The following is a 22613-nucleotide window of genomic DNA, read 5'->3' as shown; positions in this document are numbered from 1 at the left end:
TCTACGTCAATGGATGGTTCGTCGGTGGCGTAGAAACACCGTTCGGTGGCGTAAAGCAGTCCGGCTACGGCAGGGAAAAGGGTCAGGAAGCGCTGGACGGCTACGTTCAGACGAGAAATGTCGGTATCCGCATATCACAACCACCGATTTAAAGTGAGCAGCAGTTATATCGTTACATCACTCCTCTCCAACAACTGAAAGGATCCTCGTTGAAGGTAAACAAAAATCATGCAGCGTGAAGATTCTGCTCCTTCCGTTTCAACGACCCTCGCTCCGCTGCGGAACGAGGTGTTTCGTTCGATCTGGACGGCCTCACAAATATCCAGTCTCGGGTGGCTCGTGCAAACGGTGGGCATCAGTTGGCTGATGGCAACTATTTCGGCTTCCGATCTGATGGTAGCACTCGTGCAGGCCGCATCCACGTTGCCGGTGTTCTTCCTCTCAATCCTTGCCGGAGCCATTGCCGACAATTTCAGCCGCCGATGGGTGATGTTTGCCGGACACTGCCTGTTAACGTTGGCGTCAACGTCGCTGATGATTTCTGTGGGACTGGGATTTGTCAGTCCCTGGCTCATACTCGGATTGGGTTTTTTGGCCGGCTGCGGCTTCGCGCTGAATGATCCGGCCTGGCACGCTTCCGTCGGCGATATCCTTCACAAGCGCGATATTCCAGCCGCGGTGACGCTTATGTCTGTCGGATATAACATCGTACGAAGCGTTGGTCCGGCTTTGGGTGGCGTGATCCTGGCTTTCTTTGGACCGCTGGCCGCTTTCGCCTTGGCCGCCCTTTGCGATCTGACGCCTCTTAGCGCAATATGGCGCACCAAATGGCACGTTCGGTCTTCGCCTCTCCCTCGTGAGAAAATGAGCACGGCTATTCACGACGGGCTGCGCTTCACGGCGACGTCCCTGGAGATCAGGTCGGCGATCGCCCGTGCAGCCCTTTTCGGGTTGACCAGTATCTCCATACTCGCGCTGCTCCCTCTCGTCGTCCGCGATCAGTTGCAAAGCGGGCCAATCGTCTACGGCATTCTATTGGCCGGCTTCGGTGCAGGGGCTTTCATCGCCGGCATGAGCAACGGCTTCCTCAGGCGGATCATGTCGCAAAACAAGCTGGTGGCGGTCGCGTCAGTCGCTTGCGCAGCATGTTGCCTTTCCCTTGCACTGACATCGTCGGTCGCTGTGGCGGCCCTTTCACTGGCACTCGGCGGTGCGGGTTGGCTTGTTACCTGGACGGGCATTGACGTCTCGGTGCAGTTGGCCAGCCCAAGGTGGGTTGTCGGCCGCACGCTCTCGATCTACTACGCCTTGAGCGCTGGCGGTATGGCTGCCGGCAGCTGGATCTGGGGTTCTGTCGCCCAGAACTACTCCTTGACATGGGCTTTGGAGGGTGCCTCAGGGGCTCTGTTGCTGGTCGCGGCAGCCGGAATACTGTTGCCGGTACGTCCGTGGGAAGAAGCAGATCAAGAAAGTTCGGATTTTCATCCACCGGAACTCGCCCTCGATCTGAAGCCCAGGAGTGGCCCGATCGTCGCCAAAGTGGAGTATTCCATATCAGAGGAGAATAAGGCGGCCTTTCTGGATTGCATGCGCGCAAGGCGGCACGTTCAAAGCCGCGCCGGTGCACGTAACTGGACGCTCCAACGCAACCTTCAAACGCCTTCACTTTGGACAGAGACATTCCGCACGCCAACCTGGATGGACTTTCTTCGCCTGAATCATCGGCTCACGGCCGCGGATAAGGACGTAGTCCAGCATCTCCAGGCCCTGCATGACGGAGAGTTTCCGCCGCAGATGGAGCTTGCGATTGAGCGGACGACAGACGCAGCTCGTACCCGTGCCCAACCAATAGCAGTTGTCTCACGGCCCCTAAGGTGATGTGGGGAAGAAGCTGTCACCCGACGAACAGGTGTGCCTACGCTGGGCTTCCCGGCGCACAAGTTTCGCACGTTGGGGGACCTGTATCCGCAGCGACTGTTGATCTACGGCTTGCATGGAACAGCAAGAAACCCTGTTCGACACGTCGGTTCCAGTACCGTGGGTGGTATTAATGACGGCTGAAACGTTTGATTTTCGCAAAATCCATTTTGTATCGCCCGATCAGACCGACCGTCGATGGATCGAATGGTATTGTGAAGAGCATAGTCGTCAACTATACGACTTGGACATCGAGCCGCACGCGGATGCGCAATTCCGCCTGGAGACCACCATCCGAACTTTGCCCGAAGTGGCCATAGCGCACAGCGTTTGCTCGCCCATGCGAACGCTGCATGCTGCCAAGGACGGCGATCTTTGTCTCCTGGTCCCGCTGGTCGGCACGCTCTCGCTGCAAGTCGACGGCGTGGATTTTGAACTTGGTGCTGGCATGGGCGCGATCGGGGGGCCCGGAAAAAGATCGAGGATTGATGCGGCATCGGGCATGCGACTATTGAGTGTACGCCTGCGCCGTCAATTGCTGCTGCCGCTGGTTCAGAGTTATGATTTGAGCGTTGCTGTAGTCCGTGACACGCAAGCTATGTGCCTTTTGCGTGGTTACATTCGAGCGCTGGACGCCGAAGAGGCGATCGTGACGCCGGACGCGCGCCGTCTGCTCGCTCTCCATATTCATGATCTCGTCGCGCTTGCCTGTGGCGCAACACGTGATGCGCGCGACCTTATCGAAGGACGCGGGAAACGCGAAGCACGGTTCGCCGCGCTCAAAGCTGACATCGTCGCTAACCTTACCCATCGCAATCTAACTATCGACTTCTTGGCGTGCCGCCACGCTATATCGCCCCGTTATATCGGCGCTTTATTCGCGGGTGCCGGTACGACCTTTACCAGCTTCGTCCTGGAGCAGCGACTTGCCCACGCCTATCGCCTAGTGGCGGACCGGCGGTTTGTCCATCGGACCATCTGTAGTATCGCCTTTGATTCCGGGTTCGGGGATCTGTCTTACTTCAATCATGCCTTCCGTCGGCGCTATGCCGCTACACCATCTGATGTGCGCGGTGCGGCGCTGCGCGAAAGTTAACTGGGTCAGTTGTCGCCAATCGGCTCGGAATTCGACTCAAGTGCCAATCACAAATTTGGATGAGCCGATCGTTATAGCTGTGCTCAGCTTCAAGTCGTAGTCGATATTTTACTTCCGGACCGTTCCGCGTAGGGGATAAAATCGGGCTTCTACACGCGTCATGACCGCAGCTTGTCATCGGTCATGACGCGCGGCCCTCTTTGCCCTTGAGAAGCTGTTTCAATCAAACGCTTCGCGGGTGGGTTGCGGGGGCTTTATACTGGAACGTCAAAAATGATGCACTTGTGATCGACAGCCTCGACGAGGTACCATTTGTCGCCGAGCCTCCCCTACTGGATTGTTCTTGACGAAGTGCTTGCTCAACCCCTCCCATATCCGCATCGTCTCGTGCGAAACATGATACCACCAGCGGCCAATTTCTTCTCAAGCACGAAAGGGATTCAACATCACGTGAGCAATAAGTTCCTCGGAGGGGCGAGGGCCTTGCGAGTGGTACAAGGGTTCCATCAAAATGCGGTCAATGCCTTGATAGGGTAACAACTCTCGACACCAAGATCTGATCATGCCGACAAAGCCATATCCGTTACCATCGCACGTGTTGCAATTGTTCGTCCTCACTGGTGCGGCTTTGTATTTAACAACTGCGAGGCCGTGGGGTTGGTCCACCGAAAACTCACAGTCGTGTTGCTCATTGGAATTTGCCTCGTTCAAGACCGCCCGCGTCCGTGCCATGGCACCACCGTTTAACGTACAACCATGATCCGCAAGCTCATTGAACCATCTGTTGCCAATCGGCAACACGGGCGCCCGTCAATTCGTTAGTTCTTCACCGCCCAAGCCGACGTGTGTTGTAGCCCAAGCAGGTACGATTGCTGCTCGCAACCGTTAGCAAGCTTAGTCAACTAACAAAGGATTAATTCATGAATATCAAGTGCCTTCTACTTGGTTCCGCTGCAGCCCTCATTGCAGTAACCGGCGCGCACGCCGCAGACGCAGTCGTTGTTGCTGAACCAGAGCCCGTTGAATGCGTTCGCGTTTGCGACGCTTAGGGCGCAGGCTTCTTCTACATTCCGGGGACCGAGACCTGCCTGAAGATCAGCGGCTACGTCCGTTACGATGAAGGTCGGTGACAACATTTACGCAGGTGGCAATGTTGGCGCCAAGGGTAACGAGAGCTGGTACAAGCGGTCGCGCGCAGCCCTCCGTTTCGACACCCGTTCTGAAACCGAACTCGGCACTTTGCGTTCCTACTTTCAGACCAATATCCAGTTCACCAACGGTGAAGACAATGGCGCTTCGCTTCCGACCGCCCTCAATGCTGGCAACGTCCTCAACGATGATGTGATCAACTATCAGTCCGGTTCGTCTAACCAGTTCAGCTACACCTTCAAGGGCGGCAATGGCTTCTCGGCGATCATCGCGGCTGAACAGGGCCAGGACGGCAACCGCGCACTCGGTGGCAATTATGTCATCGAAGACTACAAGCCACACGTTATTGCTGGTGCGAAGTTCGAACAGGGTTGGGGCGCAATCTCCGGTGTTGTTGGTTATGACTCCAATGTCGAAGACGTTGCTGCCAAGCTGCGTTTGGACGTGAAGTTCACCGACACGATTTCTGCCTTCGTCATGGGCGGATTTCAGTCTGACTACAATGATGGCGCGTTCGAACCGAACGATCGTAACTTCTTCGGTGCCTGGGAAGGCGATTGGGCAGCTCGGGCAGGTTTCTCTGCTAAACTTTCCGACAAAGTGGCCCTCAATGGTCAGGGCGCTTATGAAGAACGAGGCAGCTATGCTTTCGCTCTTAACGTTGCCCACGAACTGGTCCCTGGCTTCGTGATCACGCCAGAAGTTAACTACACCAGTTTGATGGCGCCAGGACATCTCCGAAGCAGCTGGCGGCAGCGACGACGCAGCGTAACTTCTAGGAGTGAAGCGGCAAAGGTCTGGGGACGCGAGCGCGTCACCCGATTTGCCGTCTTCCTGCGCAACAATGACCGGCAATCGAAGCCTGTTATGGATGGCTGATTCAGGTGTTGCAATCCCTGCCCGTCTCGCCCGGCGCTCGATCACCTTCGATCGCGGTACCGAATTCACCGACTGGCCCTACCTGCAGGCCAGCATTGCAGATTTTGCGGTCTGGCATGTGTTCAGAGGCACGAGGCCGCACGCTCCGCGACCTGATGATGTGTGGCGAACCAAACGTCACCCTTTGCTTTAGCGCATCGAATTAGTTCTTCGACGATCCAGATCCTTGAGCGATATCCAATGACGTGTGGATGCAGAGTCAGCTGGAATAAGTCGGCGTCTTGATACGCTCCTTCGAACTCTCGTATAAATACAGCCAGCACGTCATCGAGCGATAAATCTGGCCGTGAGGGCCCATCGGGACTCATCCAAAGATAAGTTGCATCGTCTCGAATCCATTCTACCGGTATCTCAATGACTCCTGTTGGTTCCTGGTCTTCCAGCAGCTCATAGCAACTATCATCGGCCATAAGAGATGAGTCGTATGTCAATTGCATTTCACGTATGAGCTGGAGAGTTGCGTCGGAATAATCCCATGAAGGAGTCCGAATTCCGGTCGGGCGTTTGGACGTGATTTTTTCAAGGATGTCGGCGCTCCTCATCATTAGGGATCGCTCGCTCTCCATGCTCAGTTCGGAGTTCAGCTCGTGTATCCAGCCGTGCATCCCGATTTCATGGCCTTCACCGACAACGGCGCGTTGCTCGTCTGGATACAGCTGAGCGATCACAGCGGGAACGAAAAAGCTCGCTGGAACGTCGTACTTTCTTAACAGCTCCAAAATCCGAGGCATCCCCCGTCGGTTCCCGTACTGCCCCCAGGATAGTCTACCCAGGGACTGCCCTCCGCTGCGTAGTTCGCTCGTTTCGTGATCGACGTCGAACGACATAGCGAAGGCGCAGCGTTTGCCGTCGGGCCACGTTGGTCTTAATGCCTTGCCCGCTCTGACCTTGTTGACGCGCTGCCGCCAATGGCTTTCGGGCCATTCCCAGGGATTGAGTTCGGTCGAATTGGGCACCTAGCTACTCCTGAACGGTATCCGCATCGAGGTTCCGCGGAAGAAACTCAATATAAGCGGCGCCGAACCAATGCGGCGAGTTCCGATCATACCCGTCCTTTGATCTGCCCTTTGATTCTCGCCAAGACGGTCGAACGCAATTAGATTTTCTGGCTCTCGCGAACAAGCTCATCCATAACGGATCGGACGGCGCTTTCGGCGATTGCAACAATCTCTTCCACCTCAGCCTTGGTTGTTACGAGCGGTGGGGCAAAGCCAAGAATATCGCCATGCGGCATCGCGCGTGCGATCAGGCCGCGATCGCGAGCCGCCTTGGAGACGCGTGCGCCAACCTTTAGCGAGGGATCGAACCGCGTTTTGTTATCGCGATCAGCGACAAATTCGACTGCACCCATCAGGCCGACACCACGTACCTCACCGACGATCGGCAGCTGCGCGAACTTGTCCCTCAGCTGCGCTTGGAAGAACGCGCCCACCTCACGAGCATTGCCGGGGAGGTCTTCTTTCTCGACGATGTCGAGAACCGCGTTGGCTGCTGCGGCTCCGATCGGATGACCTGAGTAGGTGTAGCCGTGCGAGAATGCTCCGACCTTGTCGGCACCGTCTTCCAATACTTTGTAGACCTTCTCACCCACGATCGCCGCGGAAAGCGGGAAGTAGGCAGAGGTCAGACCTTTCGCGACCGTGATGAGGTCGGGTTCGATGCCATAGTGCTGTGAGCCGAACATGGAGCCCGTGCGGCCGAAGCCGGTAATGACTTCATCGACAATGAGGAGCACATCATGCTTTTTGAGAACGGCCTGAATCGCTTCCCAGTATCCTTCCGGCGGGGGCGTGATGCCACCGGTGCCAAGTACGGGCTCGCCGATGAACGCGCCGACGTTCTCTGAGCCTAAGCGTTCGATCAGTTGATCAAGTTCAGTAGCTCGCCGCGCCGAGAATTCAGGCTCGGTCTCGCCGAGGTTCGCGCCCCAGTAGTGGTGTGGAACACCGGTGTGAACAATCTGCGGCAGCGGCAAGTCCATATGATCGTGATAAAAGCTCATCCCGGTCATCGACCCGGACACAACGCTGCAACCGTGATAACCACGCTCACGCGAGATGATCTTCTTCTTGTTCGGCTTGCCCCGCAGATTGTTATAGTACCAGACGAGTTTAGCCTGAGTCTCGTTGGCGTCCGAGCCGGACATGCCGTAGAAAACCTTGCTCATCTTGCCAGGCGCCATTTTAACGAGGCGATCGGAAAGGATTGCTAGCTCGTCCGTCGTATGGGCAGCGTAGGAATGATAGTAGGCGAGACGATAGGCCTGACGTGAGATGGCTTCGGCGACCTCGGCGCGGCCGTAGCCAACATTCACGCAATAGAGACCGGCGAACCCATCAATCAATTGATTGCCGTGCGCATCCTGGATGCGAATGCCCTTGCCTGTCTCCACGATCGTTGGTTCACCAAGCTTGCCGGTCGCGAAGTCCTTCAGTTGCGTGAATGGATGCAGGACAGAGTTCCTGTCCTTCTCGCTGATTTCTTTGATGTTGATGGTCATCAGACTTTCCTCTTATGAATCGATGTTTCCAAAGCATATGTATTTTGGTTCCAGATACTCGGCGATGCCATGTTTGGAGCCCTCCCGGCCTAGACCGGACTGTTTCCAACCGCCGAACGGGATGCCTGCTCCCGTAAATTTCGGCGTGTTGATGGCAACCATGCCGTATTCGAGCCGATCGGAGAGCCGCATCGCGCGGTTGAGGTCTCGGGTGTAGACATACGCCGCAAGGCCCATCTCCGAATTGTTGGCGCGCGCGACCACCTCCCCTTCGTCGTGAAAGGGCAGGATTGCAGCCACAGGCCCGAAGGTTTCTTCGGTCGCGACCCGCATTCCGTCGGTGACATCGGCGAGCACGGTGGGCGTCACGAAGCTCCCACCAAGAGGATTTTCCTGTGCGCCGGTTACCATTCGCGCCCCGGCTGAAACAGCCTCGGCAATCTGCTGCCTGCACTTTTCAGCGCCAGACGCCTTGGTCATCGGACCGATGTCGATCCCAGCCTCCAATCCGTGACCGACTTTCAATCTTCCAGTGGCTTTGGCGAATTCCTCTACGAAATGGTCATAGACTCCCCGCTGCACATAAATCCGGTTTGCCGCAAGACAGTCCTGACCTGATGTCGCGAATTTGGCTGCGATGCAGCCAGTGACCGCGGCTTCGATTGGCGCGTCGCTGAAAAGGATGAAGGGAGCATTGCCGCCGAGCTCAAGCGAGGCCTTCTTCACAGTCCTCGCCGATTGCTCGAGCAGGATTCGTCCGACCGCGGTGGAGCCCGTAAAAGAGAAGGCACGCACGTCTGTATGCTTCAACAGCCGTTCGGCAAGTGGCGGAGCTTCGCCCGTGATCACCTGAAACACGCCGGGTGGGATCCCTGCGTCCGCGGCAAGACGGGCAAGGGCGAGCGCCGACAAGGGCGTTTCTGGTGCCGGCTTTACGATCATTGTGCAGCCAGCAGCCAACGCGGCTCCTGCCTTTCTGGTGATCATTGCCGATGGAAAATTCCATGGCGTAATGGCGACGGCGACTCCAATCGGCTGCATCTGCACGGCCAGTCGGCTTCCCGTGAGATGGCTGGGGATGGTTTCGCCATAAGTTCGCTCGCCTTCCCCTGCAAACCAATCAAGAAAGCTAGCAGCGTATGAAACTTCGCCGCGAGCTTCAGCAATTGGTTTTCCTTGCTCGGCGGTTATGATGACGGCCAGGTCTTCCGCGTTTCCTCGCATACTTGTTGCCCATTTCCGCAGGTATGCACCACGTTCTGAAGGAAGCATGTCGCGCCACTCGAGAAACGCTGCTCTCGCGAAGTTGACCGCATCATCAACATCGGAATCTCCGCAGGCCGCTACTTGAGCCAACTCCTCGCCAGTTGCAGGATCCACCACGCTAAGTGTCTCCGGCTTCGAAATCCAGGCGCCGTTCACATAAGCGCTTCTTTGCAAAAGATCCGGCCGTTGGAGCCGGCGCAGTGCAGTGATTGCGGTGCCTCTCATTTATGACTCCTAGTGGTGCGTGATGCCATCAGACTATTGCTGCTTCGGCGCCGATCGACAGCGCAGTTGCGGTTTCCTAAGCCGCATTCCTGCAAAAAGAGCCAAACTCGCGCCGGATTGCGCGATGACATTAGCTGTCAAGCCGAGTGGGCGCCTCTCGATCCGTCCAAAAGAACAACCGCCTGACGTCGGAAGAGCGGAGTTTGCGGCGTAGAGCCAGAGCCAAGACCACCGCTCATGGCATCCCCGCCGCCAGACTGAAGCCTCAAGCACCGACGATCTGGCGGTTATTCTAAAGGGTAACGACGCGTCAAAGCGGATTTGGATCCCGTGCTAGGAAACGGAATTAGTCGCTGCTTCGAAGCTGCATTGAGCGCGCGTTGTGCGATTGGTGGTTGAGGGCGGTGTTGTTCCGGGCACGTGAACGTCTCGTCCATCAGCGCACCGAGCTCGTGAATGCCCTGCATGCAGTGCTCTACGAATACGGTCACACAATCCCCCAGGGCATCGTCCACCTCAAGCGCATCGAGGTGCTTCTCGACGAGCCAGATAATGACCTGCGCGGGCTGGTTTGCGAGGAATGCCGGGATTACCTCGCGCGGACGGCCGCGACGCCCAGGCTTGGGCATTAGCGGAGCGATCTGCCCCCAATCCTCGTCCGCCAAATCGGATGGATAGCGCTAGGTTTTCTTGGCGATCTAGGCCATTCGCCCGCGGCTCTCCTCGGTCCACATTCAGAGCTTGAATCACAAGTCACTTTACGGGAAAATCCCAACCCTCTCGATTTTCCAAACGAACTCTTAGAGCGTTGCCGAACCTTAAAGTGAGTTTTTTCAGCGGGTTGTCGTTCTCTGTAGTTTGCGAAGACTACAGTGGATCGGGTGCCCCGGACCGAAACTACTGTGTGCCGAGGCGACCGGCGAGGGGTAACCCAATCTCCTTGAATAACATCTGCGCCACATTCGTGAACCGCCGTAGGAACGGCGGCTTTGCTGATCCGTATCGATCGGCGATCACCAACTGCGGCGCAGGCAGATCTTCAATGAGGGGCCGCCGCGTAATTTGATCACTATCTGGACTGCATTTGCCGACGGGCCTCATATTAAGTATTGAAAAGCCAAACCCGCACGCGACTGCGGAGCGCACTGAGTCGTAACTCCGCGTTCTGAATGCCACCTTCGGCCGCTGCCCGGCGATGTCGAATAAGGTCAATAGATAGGCGGACGTCTGCGGCAAGTCCAGAAGAACGAAAGGCAGTCGGGCGAGATCGGTTAGACTTACCGCCGGCTGCTTTGCTAACGAAGTGTCGACGTGCAACAGCGCGTGAGCGGGAACGCGCGCCACCACCGCCGCGTCCTCTGGAAGGCCTGCGCCAATGTCGTAGGTGACTATGGCGTCAACGGCATTCGTTTCCAGCCACTTCAAAAGTTGTGGCTGCTCGCCCTCGAACAACTGGACCTCTACCCCTCCTTTTTCGATGAACCGCCTCAGAAGTTCGGGCATGAAGAGAGCTCCAAACGGCTCGAAACAACCGATTCGAAGAACCGCGGGCGCGTCTTGACTGTGCCTTTCCATCGTGCGTTCGAATTCCGCTTCAGCGGCCAGCAAACGTCGTGCAGAAGCTAAAAAACGCTCGCCCGCAGGGGTTGCTTGCACGCCCCGCGAAGGCCGCCGTTCGAAGAGTCGCGCTCCCATCTCGATCTCGGCCAAGTCGAGGGCCAACAGTATGGATGATTGTGATATCCTGCATTTTCGTGCCGCCGCGGCGATCGATCCCGTCTCAGCGATAGTCGCAACGTAGTGAAGTTGGCGAAGAGCCATATTCATAGTGACATTCCATGTATTAATTCGCATCAAATAATGTATTTTATAGGTTTTGTTCCCCGCTGCATACTGCCGAAGAGTGGAGGAACTCAACATTGAATAACTACCTAAATGCCAGCGGACCCTCGCCGGTAGCATCGGAACTCAATCGACTCGATGTGAAATCCCTGACCGCGGGAGAACCGCTCTCGCCGATAGACGGCATACCCACTACCCTGAAAGATATAGCCCATGTGGAACGATGGGCTGTGCGGTACGGGAGTTTAACGACCGATCCAGAAAACGGAGGACTAACCAATGGACAAGGGGCAACACCTCAACAACAGGACTGGTCTCTCAAGACGTGCAATCTTGAGTGGAATCGCGGCACTCGGCATAACGGCAGTAGCATTCGGCTCGATGGCCGGTTCAGCCTCGGCGCAGTTGCTGCTCGAAAAGATCAAGAGCGGAGAGACAATCCGGATCGGCTTCGCCATTGACCCTCCCTCGGCCTATCCTGGCGAGAACAACGCGCCGGTCGGCTTCGTCAACGCCATGACGCTCGACATCCTTGAGAAGCTCGGCACGACCAAGGTCGAACCAATCGTGACGGAATGGGGCTCCCTCATTCCTGGCCTGCAGGCGGGCCGCTTCGACATCATCACCGGCGGCATGTACATCCTGCCCGAGCGCTGCCGCAGTGTGCTGTTCACCGAGCCGCTCGCTAAGTTTACCGAAGCCCTGCTCGTGCGGAATGGCAATCCTGAAGACCTGCACTCCTTCGACGATATCCGTGACAAGGGCCTGACGCTGGTCACCAGCGCCGGCTCCGACACGGTCAAGAACGCCAAAGACGTCGGCATCCCGGAGGATCATATCATGCAGGTCGCCGGTCAGGCCGAAATCCTGCAGGCGGTGAAGGTCGGCCGCGCGGCCGCGGGGTCGCTCAACTATTTCACGATGAAGGAGCTCGCCGACAAGGACGACAGCGTCGGACTGGCTGATCCGTTCACCCCGCCGCCGGGCAAAGCCGGCTACCCAAGTCTCGCCTTCCTGCCCAACCAGCAGGCCGCGGTCGATGCCTTCAACGAGGTGTTGAAGGACTATATCGGCTCCGACGAGATGATGGAGTCGGTCGGCAAATACGGCTACACTAAAATCAACCTGCCGGACATCACCAAGGCCACCGACCTCTGCAAGGGCTGAAGCCTAGCGAGAATTGCCGCCCATGTGCCTGGCCGCCTCCCCGGCCTGGAGTGGCGGGGAGCGTCCAGAGGAAGGGTGAGGCTTCAGCGTGACCGGGGCTCTCCTCATGATCACCCTAATCGTCACCCTTGGGGCATCTCTGGTGGCGATCATGCTGGCGCTGATCGTCGGCATGAGCCGGGTCTCGCCCCGCTGGCCGCTGCGCTGATTCGGCGTCGCCTATATCGAGTTTTGCGCGGTACCTCTCTGCAGCTCTACTGGTGGTTCTTAGGCCTGCCGATCTTCGGCGTTGCTCTTTCGCCGTGGGTCCTCGCCATTGCCGGCGTCGACATATCTGGGTGCAGACCCGCTTCGTGAAGAACTGTTGGAGCAGTGCCAAACTCCTCGAAATGGCCAAGACGCGAGCGATGCCATGGAGCGGGCAGTACTTTCACTACAGGCCCACGAATGCCTTCGAGGCATTCAATGGTCGCCTGCGGGCAGAGTGCCTGTCAGCGCCCTGGGTTCTTGCGTCTTGCGGACGCAGCTGAAAAGTTGGAGGTTTGGCGGCCTCACGGCGCGATTGAATACAACGTTCCGGCCGCGCTCATGAAATCCGTGCACGGGGGCTAGCCCGTGTGCTTCTGAATCAGGGGCCGAAAACTCCGACCTCCGCCGAGGGCGCATCGGGGGTGCAGCCGCTGATCGTATCGAGCTTAGCGATCTCTTCGGGGTTGAGCTGCACATGACGGCAGTTGCGATCGAGAAAAGGTGCGCGTCCGGAAATGCTCGCGTGCGAGCAAATTGTAGCTCCCTTCGCTGTTGAGTTACCCGTGCCATTGACGGATGAGTCTGTTCACGGCTTCGCTCTGATCGTTTTGGATACTATGGCCTGCATTGTTCATTAGGTAGAAGTCCGAATTTCTGATCAGCTTTGCCAGATTCATGCCGCGACCCGGTGGCACTGTAGGATCGTTCTTGGACCAGATGATCAACGTCTGGGCCCGAAGTCGATCAAGGTAGGGAAAAATATATCTTTGCTGAAGCACCACATAAATTCGCAGATCGATCTCTTCTTCGGGCAGGTTCTGGAAGATCTCATATTGTCCGCGCGCCGCGGCCCGCCGATAGGCCTCTCGGTTGGCGTCTTCCAAATCCTGCCCGTAGGCACGGCAGCTTTTCCGGTACGCGGCGATATATTCCTCCTCGCTCGGCATCGGGTCGGACACGTCGTAAGTCTGCCGGCAGGCCTGCATCCAGGCTTCGTCACGGTCGTCTCCAAACGCCGGTGATACGGAGCTGGCAGTCAGCAGTATGAGCTTGGAAACAAGATCGGGACGCATAATCGCAACTCGGGCGGCGACGAATGATCCTTCTGAATGGCCGACCAGCGTGATTTGCTTCACTCCCAGCGCTTCGATGAAGCTAATTACATGATCCACCCGACCAAGCCGGTTAATATATTTGCCATCAGCGGGATAGTCTGTCCCACCAAAATGGAGCTGATCAACCGCGATTACCCTAAATTGATCGGATAGCCCATTCAGTTGCCGAACAAAGGAATTCTTTCCCTCTGCGCCGAAGCCGGCACCATGCAAAAATACAATTGGCTCACCGGCTCCCTTCTCGCAATATGATGTCGCGATACCCCCAACCGATATGCTATGTTCAGTGATCATTAGTTTCATTTCCTCAGCAAAGGGTAGCCGCATCAGGTCGGCATTGTTATTATGCGAAGCGGACTGTGTTCACTTCGTGAGCATAGCAGCCGTCATATGGGTCCTTTGTGCGAATTATCCTGTCCGAACGCAGGAAATCGGCGTTTTCTAGCTATCTGCGCAATAAGCGACGATTTGCTGGTGGGGTGTGGAAGATCCCTCGCGATAGAGCAAAGCCTCGTCGTCGAATCATAGGGTTGTGTACGGCAGCAGTCGCTCGGTTGCCGATTAAAATGAAGGCACCGGCCGGACTCAAGCATGTACGCGAAATCCTCCGATCTCATCAGGGCCTTGATTTTGTCTTCAGCGAGCCACGGCCCACGAAATTGCGGCCGCCGTGATCGCACATGTAACGTTATCCCGGATGATGTTGCATTGGGCGGCATGGTCCAGGCCTTTCGCCGGCATTGTGGGATTTTTCTGAACGATAGATCAAGGCGTGCGCCGACGGCATCGCGCATGGACTTGGGGTAGAGATCGAATTCAAACGCCGTCGGCTCGAAACCCTTACCTTCAACCTGCTTCACCGGCAGATTTAGTGACGGATATTACCAAGGTATCAGTCGGGTCTGTGTTGCGGGAGACCAAGGTTTTGGCAGGGCGACGACAATCTGAGCAGCAACGGCGACGGGATCAATGGTCAGGTGCCGTACGGCCGCATGACCTCCTTTCCCTGTCAAGGTGATGTCGAATTCAAGGAGCGCAGCCATAATTGAGCCATCGCAAATCCCGAACGTACCGACATCCACGTCCGGCATGTTAGGCATGCTGAAGATCTGAGAAAGGGGTCAAGACAAGAGCAGATGGGGTGGTGTGATGTGGCGGCCATACCGGCCATGGATCAGATCGATGGCCATCCTGACACTTGGAAATCGCGCATATCTTGAGAACCAGAAGAAGTTGGGGGTTGATCAAGGTTCGGTGGGCAGCCCGACATCAAGACAAGAGGATCGGCATGCCGGCGGCTTCGACGTCGGTCGCAATCGTGGCGCCGGTGTCGAGCCGGATTGCTGTCGCCGAGCCGTTCATAGTCGGCAATTTGTCCAACGCAAGCGCGTTGTGCTTGCCGGCAATGCTGAAGTAGCGAAGCGATCCTTCGGACCGCACACTTCCGCCGTCAGGTGTATCCGCCAACAGCTCAGCCAGGCGCTGGAGGACGGCGCCGGCGGGGCGCAAGTCGCAAAGCGAATTCAACAAGCCGCTGCGCAGAACGTAACCACGATCGAAATCGACGAAGGTATCTATCACGATATCCAGCACTGCCCGATGGGCCCAACCAGCCAGCGTTGCCTCAGCAATCCGCCGTGCGTTTTCTTCAGGCGTGCCTGCATCCTTGGCAAAGCTGGCGCCAGCTAGCCGCAGATGCGCCAGCGCGCGCTTGCCGTTCTTGTGCGCCGCAGAGGCGATTGTTTCCAGGGCAGCCCAGAGCGGTGCGGTCGGTTCGACGGCGAAGCAGAGACCTGCGATGCCCGCTGGGATCGCGGCGAACGCCTCGTCTGCTTCTTCGACGGGAAAGCCATGCCGAGGGAGGTGCGAATAAAGGCTACGACCATCGCCCTTGCCTTCGCTGTGCGCTGAGGCGCGCAACTTGGAGAGCATGACCGGCGCGCCGATCGAGTGAGAGAATGCCGCAAGTAGGGATGAGGTCTCGGCGAATGCCTCGGACGGAAGAATAACTTCCACGCCGGAGAGGATCGGCGCTACAGCGGCCAAGCGGTCACCGATTTCTGTTGTCGGCACGCCGACACCGTAGACGGTGAAGGTATGGCCAAAGGCGGCGAAATCCGACATCCGCGCAGCCGCTCGCTCGTCAATTATATCCTGCATCGGAACGCGAAGATGGCGAAGGCCGAGCGACTGCAAGCGCATCGCAAGATGGTCATTGCGGACGTATTTACGGCTCAGTTCATCCACAACGCCGTCTGGAACGATCGGCAGGGCGCGCGCCCATTCCTGTCGGAGGTCAACCCCGACCGGAGCAGTGCGACGACGTGGGTGCAGCATGGATACTGTCATCTGCTGATCGGCGATCTCGGGATCCGTTCCACCATTGGTATGGACCCAGTGAACAGTGTGTCCCTTCTCGAATACCTCCACGAGCATGAAGCCAAGGCGGCTCACATGGTTTCGCCCATTCTCCTCATCGGTTGGCGGCACAGGAAATAGCTGGCTGTAGTCGTTACGCACAAAGGAGGTTGCCGGCAGGACATGGATATCCGTATTGCCAAACCTGTTCATGAAGATGTTGTGGACGTGGCCTGTGAAGAGCGCTTCCACCGGGCGGTCACGCAGCATGGCGAGGAGGCGGGAGCGGCCGGGATCTGCGATATTGTCGTAATGCTCCGGCTCATCGGTGTCGGTGAGATATGGTGGATAATGCATGAACAGGAAGCTACGACGGTCGCGGGAAATGTTCGTATCCAGCCAGTTCCATTGCTCCTCCTCTGCGTCCATACCGCTGTTGATGAGGGTTGCGTCCGCCATCACGAAGCGGATGCCATGATGCTCGAAGCAATGCCGGTCGGGGCCTAACGCATCCGTATAGAGTGTACGCGTCTCCTTGCTGACCGGCGGAGCGACGAGCCAAGCGCTTGGCTTGTCGCCGATGTCGTGGTTGCCCGGCACCCACCGGATAGGGACTTCCAGGTCGCCAACCATTTCGCGGAAATTCGCCGCGGCGCTCGCAAAGCTGACCTGCCCTGGAAGCGGGTGCACCATATCGCCCAGATGTAGCACGAAGTCCGGCTTCAGGGTACGGATCTTCGCGAAAGCCGCTGCCGCACGGGCATTTGCGAGCACACCGCTCGGATAAGGATAGGGAGAATCTCCCTCCCCATTCACATGTGTGTCTGTGATGACAACAAAGCGAAGCAGAGGACGGTCGCGGGGTGAGATGGTTTTCATGATCAGGCTTCTGTCTTGGGTCTTGGGGAACAACGAACGGTCTCAAAGTTCATCACGCCGCGTGCGTGACCAGCATGTCGGTCTCGACGGCGAGTTTGCACGTGACATTTAGAACTCCTCGAACCGGAGCGCCTAGCGCCTCGCTTCATAAACATAGCAGCACAAGTGGGCCGCCCTGCTACGAATCATTCTCAACAAACGCAGGAAATGAGCGTCATTTTCTGAAATGCGCGTAGATGCAGCGAGTCGGAGATACTTGTTCCCTCGCAGCCCATCGAGCGCGGTGAAATCCGAGATCGGTCCTACGACAGTCAGGCCCTCCGCGCCTCCGGGCTTAATCTGGTCGTCAACACCGTCGTTTACTGGAATATCGTCTCTCTCAGCCGTGCCACGGCGCATCTACGCCAGCAGGGCAGGAAAACTCCCGACGAGCTGCCCAAGCACGTCTCGCCGCTCAGGTTGGGAGCACATCAACCTCACTGGCAACTATTCCTGGGACACCGAGCAGCAAATGCCCGAAGGCTTCAGACCCTTGCGACTTCATGGCTGTCTTCTCCGGGCTGCATGATGTTCATCGTCCGTTCGAACTTAGCGCAGGATTTTGGACTTCTGTGGTTGCCGTCCGTTGCGCAAGTAGTTTCTGACCTTTTGACATGTGATCGAGTGCGGTCTTCTGTCAGGCCTTTGCTTGCTGCGCTTTCAGAAGCCGCTGGCCGGTATGGTGATCTGCGGATCGGGTCCAAATCTGCTCTCCGAGCTACGAGCTCCAGTTCAAAAGCTGGTTTTCCTTATCCGGATCGGTTCGATCATGCGCCCATTCAGGTCATCGACTTCTCACACCTCTTCGCCGACGTTGGCTGTTCGCGGCTGGCTTCTTATCACGCCACCACAGCCAGCGCCGGATTTCGATAATCTTCCTGCCGAGTCAGCATCGCCCAGACCATGCGTGCCATTTTGTTCGCCAGGGCGATTGCCACCAGCATCCTTGGCTTCCTCGCCAGCATCCGCGCCATCCAAGTGCCGGGTATAGGTGGTTTACGGCTCGCCCAATTCACGCGGGTCATCGCGCCGATGATCAGTAGCCTGCGGATATCGGTCTGACCAGCCTTCGATACGCGGCCAAGCCTTTCTTTCCCGCCAGAGGAAAATTGTCGCGGAACGAGACCTAACCAAGCGGCAAAATCTCGGCCACACCGGAAGTGCTCCATCGCTGGCGCGAAAGCTTCGACGGCCAGTGCGATCATAGGACCTACGCCCGGCGTGGTCTGAAGCCGTCGTGCAACATCGCTCTGCCGAGACAGTTCCGTGAGCTTCTTTGTTTTTCCTTCGATCCGGGCCGTCTTCTCGCTGATCTGCGCCAGAAGGTCGCGGCACTCTTCTCTCACAAGCTCGGGCAGGTCGATCTCTGCATGCTCGACAATCGCCTCAACACGCTTGACATGCGCTGTCCCATGCGGAATGATTTGGCCATATTCGTATAGAACGGCACGCAAAGCGTTCACCAATTCCGTGCGCTGGTGAACAATCCGCGCACGCGCCCGGAACAGGATCGCCCGAGCTTGCTGATCCGACGTCTTGGGCTCGACGAAGCGCATCTCGGGCTAACGGGCCGCGACGACGATTGCCTCGGCATCGGCCGCATCATTCTTCTGCCGCTTCACGAACGGGCGCACATATTGCGGCGCGATCAGCTTAACCTCATGGCCAACCTTGACCATCTCGCGTGCCCAGTAATGGGCTCCGCCGCAGGCTTCCATGATCACAAGCGCTGGCGGTTGCTCTGACATGAACCGGGAGAACTGCCTCCGTGACAGCTTCTTGCGGAACTTCACCTCACCGGTCGTCGACGTCCCATGTAGCACGAAAACATGTTTTGCCAGATCCACCCCGATCATCGTATCCTTCATCTTGCCGTCCTCTCCATCCTGTGGCCAACACCACATCATCTTGGCACATCGCGATGCCGTTAGGGGAGGACGGCAACCACCCCATCTGCTCTTGTCCTGACCCCAGAAATGTCGAAACATTCCATGATACCTTCCACCATCCTCTGGGCGCCTCGGCGGCGGGCTGAAAGATTAGGGCAACGGTGCTCTTGAAGTTGTGCGTATCCGCAAAGCGTTTCGCGGCTCCCAGAAGCATGGCCGTATGACCGTCATGGCCTTTCCGACACCCGCGGCTTGTTTGACGCCTCAACTATCGGTAGAGCGTCCATGCCGCCCTCAGCCCGATTGTCGGACCGTCTCAGCTTCGCCTTTGATCAAGGCAACAATGACTCCATGAAGCCGGACCTGCCTTCCATCATGCCAAAGCCTTCTCACGTCTTTAGAGCGTTGCCGAACCTTAAAGTGAGTTTTTTCAGCGGGTTGTCGTTCTCTGTAGTTTGCGAAGACTACAGTGGATCGGGTGCCCCGGACCGAAACTACTGTGTGCCGAGGCGACCGGCGAGGGGTAACCCAATCTCCTTGAATAACATCTGCGCCACATTCGTGAACCGCCGTAGGAACGGCGGCTTTGCTGATCCGTATCGATCGGCGATCACCAACTGCGGCGCAGGCAGATCTTCAATGAGGGGCCGCCGCGTAATTTGATCACTATCTGGACTGCATTTGCCGACGGGCCTCATATTAAGTATTGAAAAGCCAAACCCGCACGCGACTGCGGAGCGCACTGAGTCGTAACTCCGCGTTCTGAATGCCACCTTCGGCCGCTGCCCGGCGATGTCGAATAAGGTCAATAGATAGGCGGACGTCTGCGGCAAGTCCAGAAGAACGAAAGGCAGTCGGGCGAGATCGGTTAGACTTACCGCCGGCTGCTTTGCTAACGAAGTGTCGACGTGCAACAGCGCGTGAGCGGGAACGCGCGCCACCACCGCCGCGTCCTCTGGAAGGCCTGCGCCAATGTCGTAGGTGACTATGGCGTCAACGGCATTCGTTTCCAGCCACTTCAAAAGTTGTGGCTGCTCGCCCTCGAACAACTGGACCTCTACCCCTCCTTTTTCGATGAACCGCCTCAGAAGTTCGGGCATGAAGAGAGCTCCAAACGGCTCGAAACAACCGATTCGAAGAACCGCGGGCGCGTCTTGACTGTGCCTTTCCATCGTGCGTTCGAATTCCGCTTCAGCGGCCAGCAAACGTCGTGCAGAAGCTAAAAAACGCTCGCCCGCAGGGGTTGCTTGCACGCCCCGCGAAGGCCGCCGTTCGAAGAGTCGCGCTCCCATCTCGATCTCGGCCAAGTCGAGGGCCAACAGTATGGATGATTGTGATATCCTGCATTTTCGTGCCGCCGCGGCGATCGATCCCGTCTCAGCGATAGTCGCAACGTAGTGAAGTTGGCGAAGAGCCATATTCATAGTGACATTCCATGTATTAATTCGCATCAAATAATGTATTTTATAGGTTTTGTTCCCCGCTGCATACTGCCGAAGAGTGGAGGAACTCAACATTGAATAACTACCTAAATGCCAGCGGACCCTCGCCGGTAGCATCGGAACTCAATCGACTCGATGTGAAATCCCTGACCGCGGCCTATCGAAATGGGCAGCTTTCGCCCGTAGAGATAACCCAGGCAACCCTCGACCGAGCGGCGGAAATACAGGCGGCGCTAAACCCGTTCAGCTTCCTTGACCCGGAAAATGCGCTAGAGGCGGCCCGTGCGGCCGAACGGCGCTGGGCGAAAGGAGAGCCGCTCTCGCCGATAGATGGCATACCCACTACCCTGAAAGACATAGTCCATGTGGAACGATGGGCTGTGCGGTACGGGAGCCTAACGACCGATCCAGCGCCTCTTCGCCAGGATGCTCCTTCAGTCGCTCGTTTGCGCAAGGCCGGAGCAATTTTCATCGGCCAAACAACCACGCCTGAATTTGGTTGGAAAGCAGTGACCGATAGTCCAGCATTCGGCGTCACCCGCAATCCATGGGACCCTGCCCGGTCGCCCGGCGGTTCCTCGGGCGGGGCGGCCGTCGCAGCGGCCTGCGGGGCAGGCGTGTTGCATCTAGGCACCGATGGTGGGGGCTCAATACGAATCCCCGCATCGTTCACCGGAATTGTCGGCCACAAACCGAGCTACGGGCGGGTTGCTGCCCATCCCCTAAGTTCATTTGGTACGGTCGCGCATATTGGTCCGATGACGCGTACAGTAGGTGATGCTGCCGCAATGTTGGACATTATGTCTGGACGGGATCTTCGCGACTGGACCCAGGCGCCTGTCAGCCACCGCAGTTTGAACGTGTCCCGTCTCGATTGGAGGGGGAAGCGCATCGCTTATTGGAAAGAGCCCTGCGTGGGCAAAGTGGACTTTTCTGTGGGCGCCGCGATCGAGGGCGTTCTGAAGGATCTTGAGGATGCCGGCGCATCAATCGCGGAAATCCGCCTGCCGGACCAGGATACTCTTCTCGAAGTGTTCTACCGTCACTGGTATGTCGGAGCTGCAAACAGATTGTCCTCGATCGACCCCGCGAGGTGGTCCGCCCTCGATCCCGGGCTCCTTCACGCGGCGAGTGTTGGCCAAGGTTATAGTGGTGTCGAACGCATGGCTGCCGAGATATGCCGCGCCAGGTTTGGAGCGGCCATGGATGGCCTGCTCGCCGAATTCGATTTCGTCGTCTCGCCGACCGTGCCGATTCTCCCATTCGAGGCGGGCCATCAAGTTCCGCCCGGAAGCGGCTTGCAGAGCTGGGTAGAATGGTCCTCTTTTAGTTTTCCGATCAATCTTAGCCAGCAGCCTGCCTCCACGGTTCCGTGCGGGTTAGCGGGCGACGGACTGCCAATAGGTATGCAGATTATCGGCGCACGTGGCGCGGACGAGGACGTCCTACGCGCTGCTCTATCGTACGAAGAGATGTACCCACATCGCTTCCTGAATTCCAACCGCGCGTGGCCATGCCGCTCGGAGCGCGCCTACCTATGCAGCGGCGAAACGACAAGGGAGGACTAATCAATGGACAAGTGGCAATCCCTCAACAACAGGACTAGTCTCTCAAGACGTGCAATCTTGAGGGGAATGGCGGCACTCGGCATAGCGGCGATGACAATATCTTCCTTTGCCGGTTCGGCCTCGGCGCAGGCACTACTCGAGAAGATCAAGAGTGGAGAAACGATCCGCCTCGGCTTCACCAACGAACCTCCGAGCGCCTATCCCGGTGATAACAACGAGCCGCTCGGCTTGGTCAATGCGATGACGCTGGACGTTCTGAAAAAGATGGGCACGACCAAAATCGAGCCGGTCGTAACGGATTGGGGCTCGCTCGTCCCGGGCCTGCAGGCTGGTCGCTTCGACATCATCACGGGCGGCATGTGGATTAAGCCAGAACGCTGTCGCAACGTGCTGTTCAGCGAACCGATCGCCCTTTCCAAAGATGCGTTGGTCGTGCCAAAGGGCAATCCGGAAAACCTGCATTCCTATGAGGACATGCGTGACAAAGGACTCACCTTTGCTACTGGCGCCGGCTACACCGCAATCCAGGACGCGCAAAAAGTCGGCATCGCCGACGACAAGATCATGCAGGTCGCCGGACCGCCGGAGATCGTGCAGGCTGTAAAGGCCGGCCGTGCTGCTGCCGGTGTCCTTTATAATTTGAACGCGTACACTCTCGCCGAGAAGGACGCCGCTGTTGAGGTGGCCGATCCTTTCAATTCGGCTGCGCCCTCCAACTATCCTGCCATCGCCTTCCCGCTGAACGAGCAGGGCGCGGTCGACGCCTTCAACGCCGTGCTGAAAGACTATATCGGCTCCGACGAGATGATGAAGGCGGTCGGCAAATACGGATACACTAAAGTGATGCTGCCGGACGGCACCACGACCGCCGAGGCTTGCAAGGGCTGAGGCAGGCCCGAATTGCCACCCATGCGCCGCCCCGCTTCCCGGCTTTGGCCGGGGAGCGCCCGCGGGGGAGAAAGAACAATGAATG

Annotated in this window: 16 protein-coding genes and 5 pseudogenes; 10 read left to right on the top strand and 11 right to left on the bottom strand. The window is 57.4% G+C overall.

Annotated features, from left to right (window positions below):
- The 3 genes from CU103_RS31240 to CU103_RS30290 form a co-directional block, all read left to right on the top strand.
- A partial coding sequence (locus tag CU103_RS31240) for an aldehyde dehydrogenase family protein (protein WP_146147905.1) occupies positions 1-152 on the top strand: 152 nt, incomplete at its 5' end.
- Between the two features lie 76 nt (positions 153-228).
- A complete protein-coding gene (locus CU103_RS30295) occupies positions 229-1878 on the top strand; it encodes an MFS transporter (protein ID WP_106667739.1) in 1650 nt (549 codons plus the stop codon).
- Between the two features lie 115 nt (positions 1879-1993).
- The gene (locus tag CU103_RS30290; RefSeq protein WP_106667738.1) at positions 1994-3013 is read left to right on the top strand and encodes a helix-turn-helix transcriptional regulator; all 1020 of its coding nucleotides are present in this window, start codon (positions 1994-1996) and stop codon (positions 3011-3013) included.
- Positions 3014-4108: 1095 nt separating this feature from the next.
- Here the strand turns inward: CU103_RS30290 and CU103_RS32990 are convergent.
- Positions 4109-4897 carry a hypothetical protein gene (locus tag CU103_RS32990; RefSeq protein ID WP_483428620.1) on the bottom strand — a complete coding sequence of 263 codons (789 nt, stop codon included), beginning with the start codon at positions 4895-4897 and terminating at the stop codon, positions 4109-4111.
- Positions 4898-4969: 72 nt separating this feature from the next.
- On the opposite strand from CU103_RS32990, the pseudogene CU103_RS30280 reads away from it, so the two are divergent.
- Positions 4970-5138, top strand: a pseudogene (locus CU103_RS30280) (IS30 family transposase); the annotation flags it as partial.
- Positions 5139-5163: 25 nt separating this feature from the next.
- On the opposite strand, the gene CU103_RS30275 reads toward CU103_RS30280, so the two are convergent.
- The 3 genes from CU103_RS30275 to CU103_RS30265 all read right to left on the bottom strand — a co-directional run bounded on the left by CU103_RS30275 (position 5164) and on the right by CU103_RS30265 (position 9092).
- Positions 5164-6057: a polysaccharide deacetylase family protein gene (locus CU103_RS30275; RefSeq protein WP_106667737.1), complete on the bottom strand. Its 894-nt coding sequence runs from the start codon at positions 6055-6057 to the stop codon at positions 5164-5166.
- Positions 6058-6197: 140 nt separating this feature from the next.
- Positions 6198-7601, bottom strand: coding sequence for an aspartate aminotransferase family protein (locus tag CU103_RS30270; protein ID WP_106667736.1), 1404 nt, complete (start codon positions 7599-7601; stop codon positions 6198-6200).
- A gap of 12 nt (positions 7602-7613) precedes the next feature.
- Positions 7614-9092 (bottom strand): NAD-dependent succinate-semialdehyde dehydrogenase, encoded by a 1479-nt coding sequence (locus CU103_RS30265; protein WP_106667735.1) that lies wholly within the window; start codon positions 9090-9092, stop codon positions 7614-7616.
- Positions 9093-9499: 407 nt separating this feature from the next.
- On the opposite strand from CU103_RS30265, the gene CU103_RS31860 reads away from it, so the two are divergent.
- Complete coding sequence (locus tag CU103_RS31860) at positions 9500-9724, top strand: hypothetical protein (protein ID WP_210203861.1); 225 nt, start codon at positions 9500-9502, stop codon at positions 9722-9724.
- A gap of 265 nt (positions 9725-9989) precedes the next feature.
- Here CU103_RS31860 and CU103_RS30250 read toward each other — a convergent pair whose 3' ends face one another.
- The gene (locus CU103_RS30250) at positions 9990-11012 is read right to left on the bottom strand and encodes a LysR family transcriptional regulator (protein ID WP_170117161.1); all 1023 of its coding nucleotides are present in this window, start codon (positions 11010-11012) and stop codon (positions 9990-9992) included.
- Positions 11013-11213: 201 nt separating this feature from the next.
- On the opposite strand from CU103_RS30250, the gene ehuB (CU103_RS30245) reads away from it, so the two are divergent.
- Complete coding sequence (gene ehuB, locus CU103_RS30245; protein ID WP_106667734.1) at positions 11214-12101, top strand: ectoine/hydroxyectoine ABC transporter substrate-binding protein EhuB; 888 nt, start codon at positions 11214-11216, stop codon at positions 12099-12101.
- A gap of 437 nt (positions 12102-12538) precedes the next feature.
- A pseudogene (locus tag CU103_RS30240) lies at positions 12539-12713 on the top strand (integrase core domain-containing protein); the annotation flags it as partial.
- Positions 12714-12907: 194 nt separating this feature from the next.
- Here CU103_RS30240 and CU103_RS30235 read toward each other — a convergent pair.
- The 3 genes from CU103_RS30235 to CU103_RS30225 form a co-directional block, all read right to left on the bottom strand.
- Positions 12908-13759: an alpha/beta fold hydrolase gene (locus CU103_RS30235; RefSeq protein WP_106667733.1), complete on the bottom strand. Its 852-nt coding sequence runs from the start codon at positions 13757-13759 to the stop codon at positions 12908-12910.
- A gap of 587 nt (positions 13760-14346) precedes the next feature.
- Positions 14347-14565, bottom strand: a complete 219-nt coding sequence (locus tag CU103_RS30230) for an amidohydrolase (protein WP_146147904.1) — start codon at positions 14563-14565, stop codon at positions 14347-14349.
- 169 nt (positions 14566-14734) lie between these two features.
- Complete coding sequence (locus CU103_RS30225) at positions 14735-16702, bottom strand: metallophosphoesterase family protein (RefSeq protein ID WP_146147903.1); 1968 nt, start codon at positions 16700-16702, stop codon at positions 14735-14737.
- A 276-nt stretch (positions 16703-16978) separates the two neighbouring features.
- Here CU103_RS30225 and CU103_RS30220 point away from each other — a divergent pair.
- Positions 16979-17270 (top strand): annotated as a pseudogene (locus CU103_RS30220) (Tn3 family transposase); the annotation flags it as partial.
- Between the two features lie 310 nt (positions 17271-17580).
- Here the strand turns inward: CU103_RS30220 and CU103_RS30215 are convergent.
- From CU103_RS30215 to CU103_RS30205, 3 genes and pseudogenes are all read right to left on the bottom strand, one after another.
- Positions 17581-18609 (bottom strand): annotated as a pseudogene (locus CU103_RS30215) (IS110 family RNA-guided transposase).
- A 139-nt stretch (positions 18610-18748) separates the two neighbouring features.
- Positions 18749-18946: pseudogene (locus CU103_RS32370) on the bottom strand (M20/M25/M40 family metallo-hydrolase); the annotation flags it as partial.
- A 178-nt stretch (positions 18947-19124) separates the two neighbouring features.
- The gene (locus CU103_RS30205; RefSeq protein ID WP_170117161.1) at positions 19125-20147 is read right to left on the bottom strand and encodes a LysR family transcriptional regulator; all 1023 of its coding nucleotides are present in this window, start codon (positions 20145-20147) and stop codon (positions 19125-19127) included.
- Between CU103_RS30205 and CU103_RS30200 the strand changes: the two genes are divergently transcribed.
- On the top strand, positions 20147-21640 hold the full coding sequence (locus CU103_RS30200) for an amidase (RefSeq protein WP_106667729.1): 1494 nt from the start codon (positions 20147-20149) through the stop codon (positions 21638-21640). The genes CU103_RS30205 and CU103_RS30200 overlap by 1 nt on opposite strands.
- Before the next feature lie 3 nt (positions 21641-21643).
- Complete coding sequence (gene ehuB, locus CU103_RS30195; protein ID WP_342588920.1) at positions 21644-22528, top strand: ectoine/hydroxyectoine ABC transporter substrate-binding protein EhuB; 885 nt, start codon at positions 21644-21646, stop codon at positions 22526-22528.
- Positions 22529-22613: the final 85 nt, after the last annotated feature.

Origin of the sequence: Phyllobacterium sophorae, assembly GCF_003010965.1 — a bacterium.
Lineage (GTDB): Bacteria > Pseudomonadota > Alphaproteobacteria > Rhizobiales > Rhizobiaceae > Phyllobacterium > Phyllobacterium sophorae.
Note: the sequence above shows the minus strand (reverse complement) of the source record. Positions and strands in the feature narration are given on the sequence as shown.

What these genes read in the sequence shown, in the direction of transcription:
- CU103_RS30295 (WP_106667739.1), top strand. Translation starts at nt 229, where the DNA reads ATGCAGCGTGAAGATTCTGCTCCTTCCGTTTCAACGACCCTCGCTCCG.
- CU103_RS30290 (WP_106667738.1), top strand. Translation starts at nt 1,994, where the DNA reads ATGGAACAGCAAGAAACCCTGTTCGACACGTCGGTTCCAGTACCGTGG.
- CU103_RS32990 (WP_483428620.1), bottom strand. Translation starts at nt 4,897, where the DNA reads ATGTCCTGGCGCCATCAAACTGGTGTAGTTAACTTCTGGCGTGATCAC.
- CU103_RS30270 (WP_106667736.1), bottom strand. Translation starts at nt 7,601, where the DNA reads ATGACCATCAACATCAAAGAAATCAGCGAGAAGGACAGGAACTCTGTC.
- CU103_RS30265 (WP_106667735.1), bottom strand. Translation starts at nt 9,092, where the DNA reads ATGAGAGGCACCGCAATCACTGCACTGCGCCGGCTCCAACGGCCGGAT.
- CU103_RS30250 (WP_170117161.1), bottom strand. Translation starts at nt 11,012, where the DNA reads ATGTTGAGTTCCTCCACTCTTCGGCAGTATGCAGCGGGGAACAAAACC.
- ehuB (WP_106667734.1), top strand. Translation starts at nt 11,214, where the DNA reads ATGGACAAGGGGCAACACCTCAACAACAGGACTGGTCTCTCAAGACGT.
- CU103_RS30235 (WP_106667733.1), bottom strand. Translation starts at nt 13,759, where the DNA reads ATGATCACTGAACATAGCATATCGGTTGGGGGTATCGCGACATCATAT.
- CU103_RS30230 (WP_146147904.1), bottom strand. Translation starts at nt 14,565, where the DNA reads ATGCCTAACATGCCGGACGTGGATGTCGGTACGTTCGGGATTTGCGAT.
- CU103_RS30225 (WP_146147903.1), bottom strand. Translation starts at nt 16,702, where the DNA reads ATGAAAACCATCTCACCCCGCGACCGTCCTCTGCTTCGCTTTGTTGTC.
- CU103_RS30205 (WP_170117161.1), bottom strand. Translation starts at nt 20,147, where the DNA reads ATGTTGAGTTCCTCCACTCTTCGGCAGTATGCAGCGGGGAACAAAACC.
- ehuB (WP_342588920.1), top strand. Translation starts at nt 21,644, where the DNA reads ATGGACAAGTGGCAATCCCTCAACAACAGGACTAGTCTCTCAAGACGT.